The organism is Zwartia sp. (assembly GCF_049655405.1).
GTDB lineage: Bacteria > Pseudomonadota > Gammaproteobacteria > Burkholderiales > Burkholderiaceae_B > Zwartia.
Genome location: NZ_JBASJR010000016.1, coordinates 89,220 through 106,658, shown reverse-complemented (window position 1 = coordinate 106,658; position 17,439 = coordinate 89,220). Strand labels below are relative to the sequence as shown.

16 protein-coding genes are annotated in these 17,439 nt (G+C 53.1%); 4 read left to right on the top strand and 12 right to left on the bottom strand.

The annotated features are described in order from the left end of the window. Positions 1 to 24: 24 nt before the first annotated feature. The 8 genes from WBJ47_RS14765 to WBJ47_RS14730 form a co-directional block, all read right to left on the bottom strand. Positions 25 to 1,026 carry a YeeE/YedE family protein gene (locus WBJ47_RS14765; RefSeq protein WP_422244578.1) on the bottom strand — a complete coding sequence of 334 codons (1,002 nt, stop codon included), beginning with the start codon at positions 1,024 to 1,026 and terminating at the stop codon, positions 25 to 27. After that, positions 1,023 to 2,330, bottom strand: a complete 1,308-nt coding sequence (locus tag WBJ47_RS14760; RefSeq protein ID WP_422244580.1) for an NAD(P)/FAD-dependent oxidoreductase — start codon at positions 2,328 to 2,330, stop codon at positions 1,023 to 1,025. The genes WBJ47_RS14765 and WBJ47_RS14760 overlap by 4 nt, the downstream gene beginning before the upstream one ends. After that, entirely contained in the window at positions 2,327 to 2,686 is a 360-nt protein-coding gene (locus tag WBJ47_RS14755; protein ID WP_422244582.1) for a c-type cytochrome, read from the bottom strand. The genes WBJ47_RS14760 and WBJ47_RS14755 overlap by 4 nt, the downstream gene beginning before the upstream one ends. A 9-nt stretch (positions 2,687 to 2,695) precedes the next feature. After that, positions 2,696 to 3,355, bottom strand: a complete 660-nt coding sequence (locus WBJ47_RS14750; protein ID WP_422244584.1) for a 3'-5' exonuclease — start codon at positions 3,353 to 3,355, stop codon at positions 2,696 to 2,698. Further along, entirely contained in the window at positions 3,345 to 5,222 is a 1,878-nt protein-coding gene (locus tag WBJ47_RS14745; RefSeq protein ID WP_422244586.1) for a DUF294 nucleotidyltransferase-like domain-containing protein, read from the bottom strand. Before WBJ47_RS14745 ends, WBJ47_RS14750 begins: the two co-directional genes overlap by 11 nt. 81 nt (positions 5,223 to 5,303) lie before the next feature. Next, positions 5,304 to 6,605 (bottom strand): TRAP transporter large permease, encoded by a 1,302-nt coding sequence (locus WBJ47_RS14740; RefSeq protein WP_422244588.1) that lies wholly within the window; start codon positions 6,603 to 6,605, stop codon positions 5,304 to 5,306. Further along, on the bottom strand, positions 6,598 to 7,107 hold the full coding sequence (locus WBJ47_RS14735; RefSeq protein ID WP_422244589.1) for a TRAP transporter small permease: 510 nt from the start codon (positions 7,105 to 7,107) through the stop codon (positions 6,598 to 6,600). The genes WBJ47_RS14740 and WBJ47_RS14735 overlap by 8 nt, the downstream gene beginning before the upstream one ends. A 3-nt stretch (positions 7,108 to 7,110) precedes the next feature. Then, positions 7,111 to 8,082 carry a TRAP transporter substrate-binding protein gene (locus tag WBJ47_RS14730; protein WP_422244591.1) on the bottom strand — a complete coding sequence of 324 codons (972 nt, stop codon included), beginning with the start codon at positions 8,080 to 8,082 and terminating at the stop codon, positions 7,111 to 7,113. Positions 8,083 to 8,311: 229 nt separating this feature from the next. Here WBJ47_RS14730 and WBJ47_RS14725 point away from each other — a divergent pair, with 229 nt between their 5' ends. Next, positions 8,312 to 9,319 (top strand): quinone oxidoreductase family protein, encoded by a 1,008-nt coding sequence (locus WBJ47_RS14725; protein WP_422244593.1) that lies wholly within the window; start codon positions 8,312 to 8,314, stop codon positions 9,317 to 9,319. A 93-nt stretch (positions 9,320 to 9,412) separates the two neighbouring features. Next, positions 9,413 to 10,378, top strand: a complete 966-nt coding sequence (locus tag WBJ47_RS14720; protein WP_422244595.1) for a Bug family tripartite tricarboxylate transporter substrate binding protein — start codon at positions 9,413 to 9,415, stop codon at positions 10,376 to 10,378. Positions 10,379 to 10,450: 72 nt separating this feature from the next. Here WBJ47_RS14720 and WBJ47_RS14715 read toward each other — a convergent pair whose 3' ends face one another. Further along, a complete protein-coding gene (locus WBJ47_RS14715; RefSeq protein ID WP_422244597.1) occupies positions 10,451 to 11,581 on the bottom strand; it encodes a linear amide C-N hydrolase in 1,131 nt (376 codons plus the stop codon). A gap of 134 nt (positions 11,582 to 11,715) precedes the next feature. Here WBJ47_RS14715 and WBJ47_RS14710 point away from each other — a divergent pair, with 134 nt between their 5' ends. Continuing rightward, positions 11,716 to 12,738, top strand: a complete 1,023-nt coding sequence (locus tag WBJ47_RS14710) for a succinylglutamate desuccinylase (protein WP_422244599.1) — start codon at positions 11,716 to 11,718, stop codon at positions 12,736 to 12,738. Here the strand turns inward: WBJ47_RS14710 and WBJ47_RS14705 are convergent. Then, positions 12,735 to 14,003: a Zn-dependent hydrolase gene (locus WBJ47_RS14705; RefSeq protein ID WP_422244601.1), complete on the bottom strand. Its 1,269-nt coding sequence runs from the start codon at positions 14,001 to 14,003 to the stop codon at positions 12,735 to 12,737. The genes WBJ47_RS14710 and WBJ47_RS14705 overlap by 4 nt on opposite strands. 25 nt (positions 14,004 to 14,028) lie before the next feature. Here WBJ47_RS14705 and WBJ47_RS14700 point away from each other — a divergent pair, with 25 nt between their 5' ends. Further along, positions 14,029 to 15,297 (top strand): MFS transporter, encoded by a 1,269-nt coding sequence (locus WBJ47_RS14700; RefSeq protein ID WP_422244603.1) that lies wholly within the window; start codon positions 14,029 to 14,031, stop codon positions 15,295 to 15,297. Here WBJ47_RS14700 and WBJ47_RS14695 read toward each other — a convergent pair. Both WBJ47_RS14695 and WBJ47_RS14690 read right to left on the bottom strand, forming a co-directional pair. Beyond that, positions 15,294 to 16,544, bottom strand: a complete 1,251-nt coding sequence (locus WBJ47_RS14695) for a CaiB/BaiF CoA transferase family protein (protein WP_422244605.1) — start codon at positions 16,542 to 16,544, stop codon at positions 15,294 to 15,296. The genes WBJ47_RS14700 and WBJ47_RS14695 overlap by 4 nt on opposite strands. Then, positions 16,545 to 17,432, bottom strand: coding sequence for an HpcH/HpaI aldolase/citrate lyase family protein (locus tag WBJ47_RS14690; RefSeq protein WP_422244607.1), 888 nt, complete (start codon positions 17,430 to 17,432; stop codon positions 16,545 to 16,547). Positions 17,433 to 17,439 lie beyond the last annotated feature (7 nt).

Below are 17,439 nucleotides of genomic sequence, written 5' to 3'. Positions count from 1 at the left end.
CGCTTTAAAAAAGTGCTTTAAAAATCAGTTGCGATGAAAGCCCAGGCGGGCGCCCACCAGGATGCCCGCCACGGCGACCACTGCGCTCAAGGCCAGTGTAGACAGTCCAGTCAGTCCTTGACCAATCGAACATCCCAATGCCAAAGAACCGCCCACACCCATCGCAATTCCGCCCGCGATGTAGCGCAGCATTTCCTTGGGCGAACTAAAACCCTGCAGATGCAGGCCTTTACGCAACCAGGCCATTAAAAAAGAGCCTAGCAACACACCCAACACCGCTGTCACACCAAAACTCAGCTTGGCACCCGTCGCGATCATTGAATACTGAATCGTCTCGCCAATAGGCGCAATAAAAGTCAAAGAAACGAGATTCACTGGCTCAAACTCGTCAAATGCCAACCAGCCCGTGGAAAACCAACCCGCCACAATCAATAGCCCCACCATGAAACCGGCAAACAAATCCTTTTTATGTTTGAACAGGTTAAGTTTCCAGAAACTAAATACAAACAAACAGAGCAAGATGAGGCTGACAACCCAACCTTGCGCCACGACAGGCAGGTCTGCGATGCTGCCTCCAGAGACTGCGGTCATTTGATTGAGTGTTTGACGCAAGGGACCCAGCACACCCGTCAGCGTCATATAAGCGGAAATGCCCAGACACAACAAGACCACGAAGGAGCGTAGATTGCCCTGTGCGCACAGCACCAAAGTACGCGCGCCGCAGCCGTTGGCGAGCATCATGCCAAAGCCAAACAACATGCCACCGACAGGTACTAACAACCAGGAAAAGGTCGGTCCCCGGTAAATGGATTTGCTCAGATCAATCCATTCAAATTGCGCTAAGGCTTGTGTCCCGATCACCGCGACAGCTAAAGCCAGAACGAAAGATTGCGCTTTATGAAGCGCGCCCGACTGCCAGTACTCTTTGAGAGCACGATTCAAACAAAAGCCAGATAATTGTCCCGTCGCGCCAAACAGCAGCCCGATCACGAGGCCTGACCAAACCAGTGTGTCTTGTACATTCATGAAACTTTTGTTCCCCAGGTGTCTTGAGCGATTGCGTTGTACCACGCCACACCGTAATCGGCCTCGCGTTTGCGGATGTCATCGCTTGCATCCCTGGGGCTTACACCGCCAGAGCCTTTGATTTCCACAATTTTACCTTCAGACACCCCGTACACACCGGCAACAGAAATGCCGTAATCCGGTCCGATCAGGCTGTAGCACGTATTCGCCCAAGAGGCTGTCGCTGCCTCTTTACCCGCTAGCGCACTGACAATTGCAGCCGCGGCGACCTTGGCCTGGGCATTGGCACAAAAGCCAGACTTTGGCATTGGAGCGGCAATCGTGGCATCCCCCACAACATAAATATCCGGCACTTGGCTTGATTCAAAGGACTGGGCTTGAACGGGCACCCAGCCGCTTTTATTGGTCACCCCTGCGCGCTGGGCAATCACGCCTGCAGATTGCGGCGGAATCACGTTTAGCACTGAGGCCTTATGTTTGACGTTAAATTCGGTCTCAACTATCAGATTTTCAGCATCCACGCGAATCACATTGCCATCTTTATTGGCAGGCACCCATTCGATCATGTCGCCATACAAACGCTTCCAGCCATCCATGAACAAAGTTTGCTTGGAAAAGTTGTTCTTCGCATCCAAGATCAAAATTTTAGATTTTGGCTTGTGTGTCTTGAGGTAATGAGCCACCATGCTGGCACGTTCATACGGTCCGGGTGGGCATCGAAAGGGATTGGCCGGTGCGACCATTAAAAACACCCCACCATCAGGCATCGCATCGAGCTGACGCTTGAGTATGAGCGTTTGTTGGCCCGCCTTCCAAGCATGCGGCGCCAGCTGCGCTGCGGCCTCATCGTAGCCAGACAAGGCATTCCATCGGATATCAATCCCGGGCGACAACACCAGCTTGTCATAACCAATCTGAGCTCCAGTCGCGAGCTTGAGTTTTTTTCCCACGGCATCGACATCCTGAGCATAGTCTTGAATCACCCTCACGCCGAGGCGACGCAACTCGTCAAAACCATGCGTCTGTGCATCAAAATCACGCAAGCCACCAAGATATAAATTGCTGAAAGGACACGTGTAAAACTGCGGGGAAGGTTCGATCAGCGTGACTTCGATTAAGGGGTTGCGGCGTTTGAGGTACTTGGCCGCCGTCGCGCCACCGAAGCCACCTCCCACCACCACGACACGCCCCGCGTTGCCTGAGGCCAAAAGAGGTGTCGACACACCGAGTGCGCAGGCACCTGCAAGATGCCCGATCGTCTTGAGCATTTGGCGACGCGTTAGGATCGGTATTCCACTCATCATCGTCTCTCCAGCTTAAGCGGCGTCACAACAGAACTGAGCTTGGAAAAATGCTGTGCAAGGGCCTCGATTTCAGTATCGCTATAGCCTTTTGCCAATCGATTCATGATGGTTGTTCCCGGTGGAGGCGACTCGGACTTGTAGGCTAGCATTTGCGCCTGAAGCACACTGGCAGGCCGACCAGCCAACGAAGGAATCCCTCCCGGCGAACGACCGTCCGTGCCATGACAGTTTGCACAGGCACCTGCCAGAATCGTGACATCAAAGGTCGTTTGAGCCTGCGCCGCGCCTGTAGGCGCCAACGCGCACAAGAACGTACTTGTACTCAACAATAGAACTGAAGAAAAAAACTTCATCATGTATGGGTCTCAGTGAGGAATCCACGCGGCGTTGCGAGCAAGCTTACGTAGTTGCGGCCATGAGTTCGCTTCTTTACGTGTCGCCGGCCACAACCGCAGTAATAACTCCGCGGTCGCAAAGGCATCCGAGGCGGCCTGGTGACGCACGGCACATTCGATGCCGAAGTGCTCCAGCCAATCATCGAGTGCGCGCGCTTTGGTATTACCACCCACCAAACGCGCGATGGGCTCGATATCGAGCCACTCATTGCTGAGCGGTGCTAAATGAAAACGTCTAAAGGCACGCTCAATCATGGCTTGATCAAACGCAGCGTGAAACGCCAACAGAGGCGCGTTACCCGCCCAAACCCTGAACTGTTCAAGTGCCTTTTCCGGTGCATGACCATCGGACTGTGCCTGCACACCGATATGATGGATCAGAATATTGTCCTTGCCAGACGGTTTATCCTGTCGCAGTACGATTTCAAAACTATCGCCGACTGCTACCTCTAACCGGCCCGTTGCAGGCGTAAAGCGTAACGCCACCGCTGCGATCGCCAGCAGCTGATCGGCTCGGGGATCAAGACCGGTTGTTTCAACATCGAGCATGATCCAGCGCTGGACCTGAGTGCGCGCGTCAACGCTTCGGCCGCCAAACCCTCTTAACCAACGACTCAGCTCAGCGAACATAATCAAGCTCAAGACGTTGTTGCAAGGAACGAATCCGCGACAACGATCCTTTTAAAATTGTCCGATCAACGGCATTGAGCGACTCCACGTCCAACGCATTCGGATTGTCTCCAATCATGCCGCCATCCAGCTGAATCGCCAGTCTCAAGGTCTGTAGATATTGAAACGCCGCAATCCAGGCAGAGCTTTCTTTTTTCGGCACACCCGCGACTCTGCCAAGTGCCGCCAGGCGCTCTTGCGTATTGAGCGCCTCGATGCGGTGTGCCAGTGCATAAATGCGCGCGATCTCCACCACAATCGCCGTGCCCTGAAGCTTCAGGTCAATCACCTGTTTATTATTGATTTTCTTAGTATCCAGACTACCTAACCAGTTTAACGGCACAGTATTTCGTAACGATGCTTCGGCCATCAGCTTAAGAAACCGTGGCGTGGCCGCCGTCATATCAGTCACCTCAGTGCGCAACTCTTTTAAAAGCTGATCGTTGCCGACCAGCGATCTAAAATCAAAAAAGATACCAGCATTCAACAAGTCTTCCGGATGACCATGTTCTACCCAGTGGGCAAAACGATTGCGCCACTCTTGCTGGGTCAGGCACAGCGAGGGATTACTGGCCATAATGTTGCCTTTACACAGCGGGTAGCCGCAAGCATCCAGCGCCTCATTGACCTCTCGCGCAAAAGCGATATAACGATCCTTGAGGGTGGCGTCGCCGCGCTCAACATAAATCAAAGCATTATCTTGATCCGTTGCAATCGTCTGTTCGCTTCGACCTTCAGACCCTAACGCGATCCAGGCAAAATCATCCAGATCCAGCCCGTGCTGATGCGCCAGCAACACCACCAGTCGTGCAGTTAGCACATCGTTAAGATGACTGATTAAAAAAGTCAGTTGACGCGCTTTGACCCCTTGTCCCAGCAGGCTACGAGCAAATTTTCGGATGTTGGCGGCACACTCTTGCAAGGCCGAGACATCTTCAGCCATGCGCACGGCTGAGCTAATCGTGTCAAAAGATAAACGCTGCAGGGAAAAAAGATCGCGCTCAGAGATACATCCCACAATCCGTCCCTGCTCCAGCACGGGTACGTGACGAATACGGAACTGAGACATCATGACAGCCGCTTCTTCGGCCGTGTCGTCGACCGTCAGGGTTTTGACGTTTTTAGACATCACCTCGCTGATCGGGGTGTCCAAACTAATGCCAGCTAGCGTGACACGACTCAGCACATCATCGCGAGTCAAGATACCTAAAATCTCGCATCCGTCCTCAGTGATCAGTACCGAACCCACTTTTTTTTCATGAACCAGTGTGAGGGCCTCACGCAGAGAGGTCTGTGGAGCCGTCACAATCGGGACGCGTCGAATCAAATCGCCTAAACGGCTCTCGAGAGATTGCTCGTGCAAGGCCTTGGAGGCCACACTGTTCCGCATCGCCTGCCTGGATTGTTCGAGCAGCATCCAGACTCGATTGTTGGCAAAATCTCGAAACGCCTGAGAGCGCGCGGAGAGTGTTTGAAGTGCCGCCGCCGGTAGCATTAAACAAAAGCAATCCGTCACCGCAGTGTAGGTGGCCGCGACCGGACGCGCGGCCAAACTCGCACTGACAGAAAAAAGATCACCCGCCTCCATCTCAAAGACTGTTTCGACCAAACCAGGGTTGACACGTTTGCCGGAGACACGACCTTGGCGAATCAGATAGAGAAAACTGGGGGGACCGTCCGCTGGCGCCAAGATGACTTCGCTCGGAGCGAAATAGGCCTCGCCAGAGGATGTCAGAAAAAAATCAACGTCTTCGATTGCCATTTCAGAAAATGGCAGACGTTGCATTAATTGTTGGCGAAGATTTTGAACCAGGCTAGGTGAACTCATCACAAACCTCCGTTGAAGTCTATAGCGTCCAAAGCACTGGGCCGTCAGCCTCGAAGGAGGACTGACGGCGTTTAAAACATCTTACAACTTCATGTGTTGCGGTAGCAAGGTTGCGAGTTCGGGTACAAAATAAAGTACCAGCACTGCAAAGACCATTAAGAAAAATAATGGTGAAGACACACGTGCAATATAAGGCAAATCGCGTTTTGTCATACCCGCTAGCACGAATAAGTTGAAACCCACTGGCGGAGTGAGCTGTGCCATTTCAACGACAAACACGATAAAAATGCCAAACCAGATCAGATCGATCCCTGCAGCTTGCACGGTTGGCAAGAGCACGCCCATGGTCAGCACAACCATCGAAATGCCATCTAGGAAACAGCCCAAGATCACGAAGAACACCATCAACACGATCACAAGCCAAAACTGCGACAGGCCCAAACTGCCAATCCATTCGGCCAATGCACGTGGCAAGCCGATATAGCCCATTGAGAGCGTCAGGAACTGCGCACCGGCAAGAATCAACGCGATCATGCAGTAGAGTCTGGTCGCGCCCGAGAGAGAACCTTTAAAGGTGGTCCAATTCAAGGAACCCTGAAATGCAGAGATAACCAAGGAACCCAGCACACCGATCGCAGCCGCTTCCGTTGCCGTTGCGATACCGCTGTAGATCGAACCCAATACGCTGGCAATCAACAGCAGAACCGGAATCAGGCTTCGTGACTGATAGACCTTTTGCCGAAAAGACATTTCCTCGTCGGCCTTGGGTACTTGGGAAGGATTGCGCCAAGCCCAGACCATGATGTAGCCCATGAACAACACCGCAAGGAAGATGCCGGGGAGAATGCCTGCAATAAAGAGCTTGGCAATCGAGACTTCAGCCGCCACCCCATACACAATCATAATGATCGAAGGAGGAATCAGCAGTCCAAGTGTCCCGGCACCAGCCAGCGTACCGATCACCATGTCATCGGGATAGCCGCGCTTTTTGAGCTCAGGCAAAGTCATCTTGCCAATTGTGGCGCACGTAGCCGCAGACGAACCAGAGACTGCTGCGAAGATCGCACAACCAATCACGTTGGTGTGGAGCAAGCGACCGGGCAGCTTGTTGAGCCAAGGGGCAAGACCCGTAAACAAGTCTTGTGACAGTCGGGTGCGAAAGAGGATTTCGCCCATCCACAAAAACAAAGGCAAGGCAGTGAGCGTCCAACTCGACGATGCGCCCCAAATGGTAATCGCCATGGCATCGCCAGCGGGTCGGGTAGAAAACAACTCCATCCCAATCCAGGCAGTCCCCGCGAGCGTCAAACCCACCCATACGCCGCCGGCCAAAAAGCCAAAGAGCGACACAATTAACAGCGCGACAATCAAAATATCATTCATTACGCTGTGGCTCCTGTGAATCAACCATCATCGCTTGTCCACGAATACGTGCCACTAGCAAATCAATAAAGGCGACCACAAACAAAATATTTCCAGCAGCCATCGTGAGCTGCGGAATCCAAAGAGGGGTTGCATCATTGCTGGTGGAAATGTCGTTAAACATCCAAGAATCCATCACCAGCTTGGAGCTAAAAATTGCAAGTGATAGTGCAACAGCTAAACCGACAGTCATCGCACCGATGTCGAGCTTTCGCTGAGCGTTGGGCGATAAGGCATTGAGCACCAACGTCACGCGGATATGTTCACCATGACGCAAAGTTGAAGCAAGCGCGAAAAAGCCTGCTGAGGCCATGAGATAGCCAGCATAGGCATCCAAGCCTGAAACATGAAACGAAAGCTGCCTGCTGACAATGCTCAAGAGCACCGTCAACAGAACACCGATCAACGAAACCGCCGCCAGAAATTCGGCGGCGGCGTACAACCTATCAAGAAGGCGTCGCATCGATTACTTTTTCAAAGCGTCAACAATAGCTTGGCCATCTTTGCCTGACTTTTTCAAGTAGTCAGCCAACATTTTTTGACCAAGCTCGTTCAAACCCTTGGTCAACTCTGGGCTAGGAGCAATGATCTGTCCACCGTTCTTTGTCCAAGCTGCCAAGTATTCTTTGGTTTTGGCTTCGGAAATTTTCCAGCCACGATCTTCAGCACGGGCACCGGCTTCAAGCACAGCTTTTTTAGTGTCTGCATCGAGGGCATCAAAAGCTTTCTTGTTCATCAAGATGGCGTTCTTGGGAATCCAAGCTTGTGTGTCATAAAACTTTTTGATGTACTCGTACGTCTTGGTGTCGACACCAGTCGCGCTAGAAGACATGTACGAATCGATCACGCCAGTCGCCATGGCTTGTGACAACTCAGCGGCCTGAATCGTCACAGGTTGAGCACCGACTAACTCAGCGATCTTGGAAGTCGCTGGGCTATAGGCGCGCCACTTCAGACCCTTCATGTCTGCGACAGACTTCAAATCACGATTGGTGAAAATGCCCTGTGGTGGCCATGGCACTGTAAACAACAGCATCATGCCTTGTGAGGCGAGTTTCTTTTCGAGGTAGGCTTTTTGAATGTTGGCCAATTTGCGGGCGCCAGCGTAGCTTGACACCAAGAAAGGCACACCGTCGAGCTCATAAATTGAGTCTTCGTTTGCAAAGTTGACCAGCAATACTTCGCCGAGCTGAGCTTGATTGCCCTGCACCGCACGCTTGATTTCAGGCGCTTTGTAAAGCGAGGCGTTGGCATGAACAGTGATGTTCAGTTTGCCCTTGGAAGCTTGTGACACGTCTTTGGAAAACTCAACCAAGTTTTCAACGTGGAAGTTGGAAGGCGAATAAGCCGAAGGCAGATCCCACTTAGTTTGGGCTTGAGCCGAAAAACCAGCTGTCGCAATCAGTGCGCCAGCGAGCCAAGATACAGTTTTACGCATGAGGATATCCTTGAGCGAATGAATCAGTCGAAAATCGACCACGGTTTATATTTGACGCAGCCTAACTCCGTCAAAGCACAGCGAGTGTATGCGTGACAACGAATTGTCACAATCATGGTATCACCCAATTGAGGGTAAATACCTAGGGACTAACACTTTTTGACGCGATGGGCGCAGTGTCTGTAAAGTGAGTGGATCTTGCATCAACATCCATTCAGGAACAGTTTTTATGTCAGCACCCTTCGCAGTGTTTGTGACCGCCATCGGCGGCCCCGAGGTTTTAAAAGCCCAACCGATTCCCATGCCCATTCCTGGTGCAGACGAAGTCGTCATCGAACAAACGGCTGTCGCGGTCAATTTTGTTGATATTTACCTGCGTGCCGGACAGCCACACTCACATAATCCCACCCCACCCTTCATTCCTGGCGTGAGTGGCATCGGACGTATCCAAGCGATTGGTAGCAATGTGCGCGACCTAAAAGTGGGCGATAAAGCCACCTATACCAATGCCGGCGTCGGCAGCTACTGCACGCACGTGGCGCTTCCGGCAGAGCGGGTCATCCCTGTGCCAGAGTCGCTCGACGACGTCCGCGTCGCTGCGGGACTGGTGCGTACACTCACCTCGCAATACTTGCTCAAGAAAATGCGACCACTCAAGCCCGGCACCCGCATTTTGGTGCATGCGGCAGCCGGTGGCGTGGGTCAGATTTTGGTGCAGTGGGCCAAGCGCCTGGGTTTGGTGGTGATCGCCACTGCGGGCAGCGAGGCCAAAATCAAGACCGCGCTGGCGCTTGGGGCAGATTTTGCAATCAACTATCGTACTCAAGACTTCGTCGCCGAAGTCAGCCGCATCACCGACGGGAAAGGCGTCAGCGTGGTGTTTGACTCGGTCGGCAAAGACACCTTTGACGGCTCAGTCAAATGCCTCGAGTCACGTGGTCTAGTCGTGAACTACGGCACCGCCTCAGGTCAAGTCGAAGGTTTTAAATTACAAGACCTGCACAGCAAGTCTTTGTGGGTCTGCCGTCCGACTTTGAAAACTTACGTGGCCGATCGCGCCGAAATGTTGGCGATGAGCAAAGAGGCGTTTGAGATCTTGGGTGACCCTTCGATTCGCCTAGATATCGACACTGTGCTGCCCTTGAGCCAGGCGAGCGAATCACATCGCTTGCTTGAAAGTCGAACTACTCAGGGTGCGATTGTCTTGATTCCAGATGCGCTTTTTAATACAAAGTAATTTCATTCATTTTTTATATTGACACCCCCAGCAGCAACCAGGGAAATAGCCTAGCCATCCACCTGGAATTTTTATAACAATTAGGAGAACAATATGCGTTTAATCAAATCAGTATTGGCGGGTGCGATTGCCCTGTCGGTATTTAGCCCGATGGCAATGGCCCAATACCCCGATAAACCTATTCGCATGGTGGTGGGCTATGCACCAGGCGGCGCCGCTGACAAGCTGATCCGTCCCATCACAGATCAACTATCAAAGACGCTTAAGCAGCCGTTCATCATCGAATACAAGCCGGGCGCAGGCGCATCGGTTGCCGCTGACTACACCTCCAAAGCAGCACCCGATGGCTACACCTTGCACATCACTGACTCCGGTCCAATGACGATCCTGCCGCACATGAAAAAAATGGGTTACGACCCACTCAAAAACTTCACTCCTATCTCCATGGTGGGTGAAGGTGGCGTTGTAGTCGTCGTCTTGCCAACTTCTCCAGCCAAAGACATCAAGTCACTGGTCGCACTCGCCAAAAAAGATCCTAAAAACTGGAGCTACGGCACGTCAGGCGTAGGGGGTGTCGGTCATTTGGCTGGCGAACAATTCAAGGCTGCCGCCAAACTTGATATCTCGCACATTCCTTACAAAGGTGGCAATCCTGCCATGACAGAACTCTTGGGTGGCCACGTGCCCTTCTTGTTCTCATCGCTTGGCGCCGCAGCATCACAAATTCAATCTGGCAAGATTGTGGCGCTCGCCGATACCGCGAGTAAGCGCAGCTCAATGTTCCCCAATGTCCCCACCATGGCTGAATCAGGCTTTCCAGGCTTTGACGCCACGATCTGGTTTGGCATTGTCGGACCTGCAGGTCTGCCAAAAAACGTCATGGATACTCTCGTCCCAGCCCTCAACAAGATCATGAAAGATCCAGCTGTGATTGCTGCGATCAAACGCGAGGGTTACGAGCCGATGGACTTTACGCCACAACAGTCCGCTGACCGCATCAAGTCTGACTTTTCCAAATGGGGCAAGACCGTCAAAGACGCGAACATCAAGGCTGAATAATAAAAAAACCGCTCTCAGTTGAGAGCGGTTCATCACAAAACTTAAAGGCAGACGCTTAATGCGTCTGTTTTATTACTTTGTCGCAGCTTTAAATTTCGCTGTGGCATCGTTGGGTTGATAAGGCAACGCATCGATCAGCGACGAGAAAGAGTCCTTGGCACTGAAAATCTGCTTTAAATCCAATGTGACATAGTTCGCACGATTTTTGTCGTTCGCGATCATGACACGGTTGTTGGTGAGATCCTTGATCATCACCCACTGTGTGTAATCCGAGACCGTCTGACCACCTTCGGTGCTTGACACGACACCGACAGGAATATCAACGTTATTCAATACATGCACGGCCAACTGACTCGCCTCACTCGCATTGGCAGGTGTCGTGGCTAAATGACGCAGGTAAGCTGCGCGCACGAAACGTGAGGAAGGTTGATAGTCGCCTGGCAAGCCAAGCAATGCCCCACCCTGACCGAGCGCAGTCACACTACCACCCCGATAAGGCACTGAAGCTTTGCCATCGTTGGTGAGTGACAGGTAGTTTCGCAAATTGAGAACATGCCAGTCGTAAGTGGGTGAATTGGTCAACACCTGGGCAACGTTATCGCTGATCACCATCTGACCTTTGACAAACTCGATAACAATGCTGTCGCCCGTGCGATCGGTAAAGACAAAATGCAGCCACGGAGGAGTGGGCAAGCCACTGACCTCTGAAGGATCAAACCAGACCTTGTACTTGGGCAGCTCGGCGCGGAGTGCTTTGACGCTGTCAAACATTCCCAGGGCAAAGCGACCGAGGTTCAAGATAGACACGTAGTCTTTGTCGCCAGTCGCAACCGTCTGGTACTCAGTAAAACCGGGCAAGAAATTACCACTCATACCTAAACCGGCGCTGTTTTGACCCTCTAAATAGGCCTCGGCGCCCTTGAGAATAGCTGGCATCACCGCGATAAACGCGTATTTTGATTTCAACTCAGTCCCAGCTAGTTTCATCTTGGCAGGTGCGGTCAAGGGCACGGCCGAACCAGCAGGCACAGACTTGAGCGTCCATTGCATATCGTAGGCCCACTCCATGGTGCGTCCGGCGATGACTGCCCCGTCCTTGGCGGAGAAATTGACCGCAGTGCAAGCACTCGCATGATGCGCAAAGGCGACCAAACAGAGGCCTGCGATCGCACGAGAAATTTTAGAAACTGAAAATTGCTTCATTGAGAGAATCCTTTGGACAACAATATGCAAAAAGAGACATGACACCGCTCTTTTTTAACATTTTCATTATGCCTCTAAAATCATAAAAGCTTTAGTATTTAATCCGCTCACTTTCGTTCCTTAAGGTCTCGACGATGTCTCTGCCCTCCTCTTTGCTGACAAATCTGCCCGAACAACTTTCGCTCGACCAAGAGCGTCCTTTTCAAGCGATCCGTCTACAGAGCCCTCTCAAAGGACCGCGTCTGATCGTCACTGCGGCAGTGCATGGCAACGAAACCTGTGGCACCTTTGCCATCGAAAGACTCGTCAAACAATTTGAACTGGGCGAGCTCAAGCTTAAATGCGGCGCCGTCACCTTTGTCCCCGTGACCAATCCAAAAGCATATCGCTTGCAACGCCGTAACGGCGATCGCAACCTGAATCGTCGACTCATTCCGACCGATACCCCAGCGCAATACGAAGACCATATTGCCAACTGGCTTTGCCCACTTTTGGCCGAGCATGATGGCCTGCTCGATCTGCATTCCTTTCAAAGTGGCTCACAGCCTTTTGCGCTATTTGGTCCTAAAAACAATCAAGAAAGTCTCGAGCCTTTTGCACACGCTGAGATCGAAGAAGCATTGGTACAAAGACTCGGCTGCTCTCGCTTCGTGTATGGCTGGTTAGATACCTACGCCAAGGGCATCGGCAGACGTGCTACCGAAGTGAAAGCAGGACGCTTCAATGCAAAAGATGTCGATATCGATACCCGGTATGGCATCGGCACAACCGAATACATGCGTTCAACCGGTGGTTGGTCCATCACCCTCGAATGTAGTCAGCATGACGACGCCGGTGGCCGCGAGGTCGCGTATCAAGCCATTCTCAACACCTTGATTTTTCTTGGGCTCCTTGAGGGACCCGCGCCAACACCTGCCCAGGATTTTCAGGTGTTGGGACTCTACGATGTGTACGATCGCTTTGACATGAACGATACTTTTGCAAAAACCTGGAAAAGCTTTGATCCCATCACGCAAGGCGAAGTTATCGGGACGCGTGCCGACGGCACAGTATTGCGTGCGGAGCAAGACTGCTTCATCGTGTTTCCCAACATCAAATCCCAGCCCGGTCAGGAATGGTTCTATTTAGCGCGCGCAGGTGGCCGCTTGGGACGCTAGTTTTGGCACTGATTCACCAACCATTGCGTGAGTACTTCTGTCGCTAACATGAAGTCTTCGGTGGCCATTGCTTCTTCGGGGTGATGGCTACCGTTTGGATTTCGAATAAAGAGAAAGCCAAACGGAATACCTGCGGCGCAAAACGCAGCCGCATCGTGCGATGCAGGACTGGGTAAATCACAATGCGGTAGGGACAACGCCCGCGCGCAATCTCTTAGTTGTTGCGTTAACTCTGGATCGGCCTGAGCCACCTCTGCACTGGCGCGGGGCCCTAAGTCAATCGTCACCCCCCGCTTTTTCTCCACCTCTTTGACAAGCGCGAGAAAGGCTGACTCCAACTCCATCAGGTCAGGCTGCACATATGCGCGCACGTCCAGGCTCATGCTGAACTCACCCGGCACTACTGTCAGCCCATGGCGTTCTGCATTGGTATGAAACTCCCCGACTGTACAAGCCATCAAACGCCCCTGTCGCTCCCATTCAGCCCACATCGCATCGAGGCCAAGTGTCAGATCCGCACCTGCAAGCGAGGCATCATGACGAAAGCGACGACCTAGGCCGACATGGCCATACTCACCTTTAATCCTGATTTTTGGATAGCGAAAATTACCCGGCACACCTGTACCGATGGCAATCGGAAAACCCGTCAGCGCGAGGCTAGGTGCTTGTTCGATATGCACCTCCATAAAGGCCCGAACATTTTTAGTCGATAAGTATGCATCGCCCCGCTTGACGGCCTCGGGATCGCCGCCGGCCTCAGCCAGATGGTCCGCTAAGCTGCGCTGCGTATCAATCCTGCGCGCATCCAAGGCTTCCGGCTGCAGACGGCCTAAGGCGCCACGACTCCCAATGTAGGAGACTTGAAACCAAATACTTTCCTCGGCACGCACGCCCATGACCACGACATCACAAGGAAGCTGGATACCGGCTTCTTTGAGTGCCTGAACGGCGATTAACCCAGACACGACGCCCGCGGCTCCATCAAAATTTCCACCACCCGCCACCGAATCAAGGTGCGAACCGATCACAATGGCCGGCAAACTACGGTCCAGACCGGGCAGCACCATATAGGTGTTGCACATAAAGTCTTGCTTGACCTCTAGGCCGATCTCGGTTGCGTACTTGGCTAGTAGCGCGTGCGCATAGGCCTCACCGGCTCCGTAGGTATCCCGTGTGACGCCGCCTCGGACATGATCTAGACTACCTGTTCGCAGCGCATCAAACAGCGCTTGCGCTTGTTCATGGCGTCGATCGATTATCCTCATGTATCCACCCTAGGAATAAATTGATTTGAATATTCTCGCACTTTTGATTATCGGACTTGGCGCTTCGATTGCGCCACTCGATTTTTCAGTCAATGTTGCGTTCCCTGCCATTACACAGGCGTTTGCGCTCGACACGCAAGCGATTCGATGGATACCGCTGAGCTATGTGCTGACGTATGGGGTGCTTGTCATCGGCTTTGGCGCGCTGGGAGACCGTATTGGACATCTGCGTGTCTTTAGACTAGGCCTGATGATGGGCGTCGTGGCCTTGTCGCTTTGCGCCCTCGCGCCGAGCTATTTGTGGCTGATCGCGGCACGGGTTTTGCAAGGGATCAGCATGGCCCTCACTCTGTCATGCGCTCCGGCACTCGTGACTTTTTTATACGCTGAGCACGCGCGTACGCGTGCCTTGTCAGCGTATGGCACGATGACCTCGATCGCTAGCCTGATTGCCCCGCTTGCAGGTGGACTGAGTATCGCGCTGATGGGATGGCCAGGCGTGTATTGGTTTCGTGTGCCGCTCGCGTTACTCGCACTCGCGGCACTGCCCCTCATTCAAAGACGTCTGCGTCATCGTCCGACTTTACATGCGAGTGTGACAGGTCAGACAAATCAAATCCATCACTCAGACCGTGGCATCACCCATCAAAAAGCCTCTACGGTATTTTTGCTTGTCGATGTCTTTAAATCCTCGCCGCAATTCGTTGCGATCAATGTGCTGAGTATCCTCGTGCAGATGGGGAGCTTTACAATCCCGCTGCTCGCGCCCTACTACCTCTCTCAGGTGGCGCAGTGGGGGCCTGCTCAATCAGGACTGGTGTTAGCGGTTTGGGCTTTAGGTATGCTGACAGGCTCTGCCCTCACCGCTCAGGTGGCAGGTCGCCTTGGGACGCGATACAGCGCCTTCTGCGCAGGCTGGCTATGTGTGGCAGGCTTGTGCCTGACAGGCTTGTGGTCACTCGATATGTCCCTACCGCTCACCTTTATGGCGGTTTTTGTTCACGGCGCTGGCTTAGGACTGTTCCAAGTGGCTTACTCGGACTGGGTGGTGAGAACCTTGCCTGTCCAGGCACGTGGCGTGGCGGGTGGCCTCACCGTCTTGACGCGCACCATCGGCGTAGTCAGCGCGGCACTAGCGTGGCTCTGGCTACTCGAGCAATTTCGCTTGGCTGCGCTTGAACAAGGACTCTCGGCCAGCGCAGCCTTTTTAAGCGGCTTTCATTGGATCTGCTGGCTATCAGCCGCCCTAATCAGTATTGCTCTACTTGCCAGCAGCTTTGTCCGCACGCGCTAAAACAAACCTTTGGCTTTGGCTGCTGCAATCCGCTCCTCGGTAAATCCGATTGAACGCAACACTTCGTCGCCATGCTGGTTGAGTGTTGGCCCAGTCGAACGGATTTGCCCGGGTGTGCCGGATAAGCGGGGAATGACGTTATGCATTTTGATTGTCCCCATCTCCTGATCCGGAACTTCCACGATCACCTCACGCTTTTGCACATGCTCGTCGGCAAGGAGTTGCTCGATGTCATAGACAGGTGCAGCAGTGACACCCGCCTGATGAAAACGCGCCAACATATCAGCTTGGCTAAACTTACTGATTTCACCTTGAATCGCCTCATCTAACGCCTCAACGTTGATGATGCGCTGTTCATTCGTTTTAAACCGTGGATCCTCAATCATGTCAGGACGCCCAATCGCCCGCATGGTTTTTTCCGTCATCGACTGCGTCGCAGCCGACATCGCAATCCACTTGCCATCCGCGCTCTGATAGGTGTTACGAGGTGCATTGGTCGGCGCACGATTGCCCCGTCGCTGTTGAATCACACCACAATGCTGATACTCGGCCGCAGCGGGTCCGAGAATAGCAATCATCGATTCATAAATCGATAGATCAATCACCTGCCCTCGGCCACCGTGACGCTCGCGATGAAACAGCGCAAACATCGTCGCGGACGTGCCATACAGCGCAGTTGTCATGTCCGCAAGCGGAAGCGGCGGCAAGGTCGGTGGACCGTCAGGCATACCCGTCATATGGGCAAAACCGCTCATCGACTCAATCAGCGTGCCAAACCCTGGACGCGAACTATAAGGACCTGTTTGCCCCCAACCCGAGGCTCGCACCAACACTAGACCAGGATTGATCTTGAGCAAGACCTCAGGTGATAGCCCCCAGCTTTCGAGCTTGCCGGGCACAAAACCCTCGATCATCACATCGAAATGCGGGATCATCTCAAGCAAAATGTCTCGTCCCTCCTGTACCGCGAGGTTCAGCGTCATGCTCTTTTTATTGCGTGCGTAAACCTTCCACCAAAACTCTTTTTTCTCAACCGCCCAGCCGCGCAGTGGATCGCCCTTGCCAGGCGCCTCGATCTTGACGACCTCGGCACCGAAGTCGCCAAGCAAAGTTCCGATGCAGCCACCCGCCACGAGTCTGGCTAAGTCGAGTACCCGGATACCCTCGAGGGGCAAAGGTTGCGAACCAGGAGTGGAAGGTGCTTGGGTGGTTTGTGAAGGTTGATCAGCAGCAGACATCGTCATCATTTATTCAGAAATTTTTAAGGTGCGCGCAAGGTCCAGCAGCTTCTGGGAGTTTTTAACCATCGCATAGTCGATCAGCTTGCCCTCGACGCGAATCGCACCCACCCCCTCAGACTCGGCCTTGGCAAAGCTCTCCACGACCAGTCGCGCATAGGCAATCTCGTCGGACGAAGGAGAAAACACGCCATTGGCCATTGCGATTTGATTAGGATGAATAACGGCCTTACCCTGAAAACCCAAGCCCTTTGCCTGACGACAATCCGCCTCAAAACCCTCGGCATCCGTGACGTCAAAAAATACCGTGTCCACTGGTGGACGAATCCCCGCTGCGCGACAAGCCAAGGCAGTTTGAATTTTGCCGTTCACCAAATGCGGGCCAACGTTAGACGTTGGGATCCCCAAATCGCCTGTAAAGTCTCCCGCACCAAACATCAGCGTGGAAAGTCGCCCGCCCGCCGCTGCGATTTCTTCGGCGCGCAGGACACCGCGTGCAGTTTCTAAAATCCCGCACATCGTAATTTGGCCGTGAGGCAAACCTTCGGCGCGAGATAACTCATCAATCATGGCGCTAGCTATGCGTACCATTTCGGCGGATTCCGCCTTGGGCAAGACAATACCTGCGAGACCGCCCGTACAGACGGCGCGCAAATCCTCGGCAGTCATGCCGGTCATGAAGTCGTTGACACGCACATACACTTGGCGGTCTGGTGACACGGATTTGACCAGCTGATTGAGCATCAGACGTGCTTTGGGCTTTTCTGACAAGGCCACAGCATCTTCAAGATCAAGAATCAAGGCATCAGCCGCAGACTGCACGGCTTTTTCGCACTTGCGGGCATCCATTCCGGGTGCAAACAACCAAGTTCGTATCGGCTTTACCAACGACATCATGTACGGC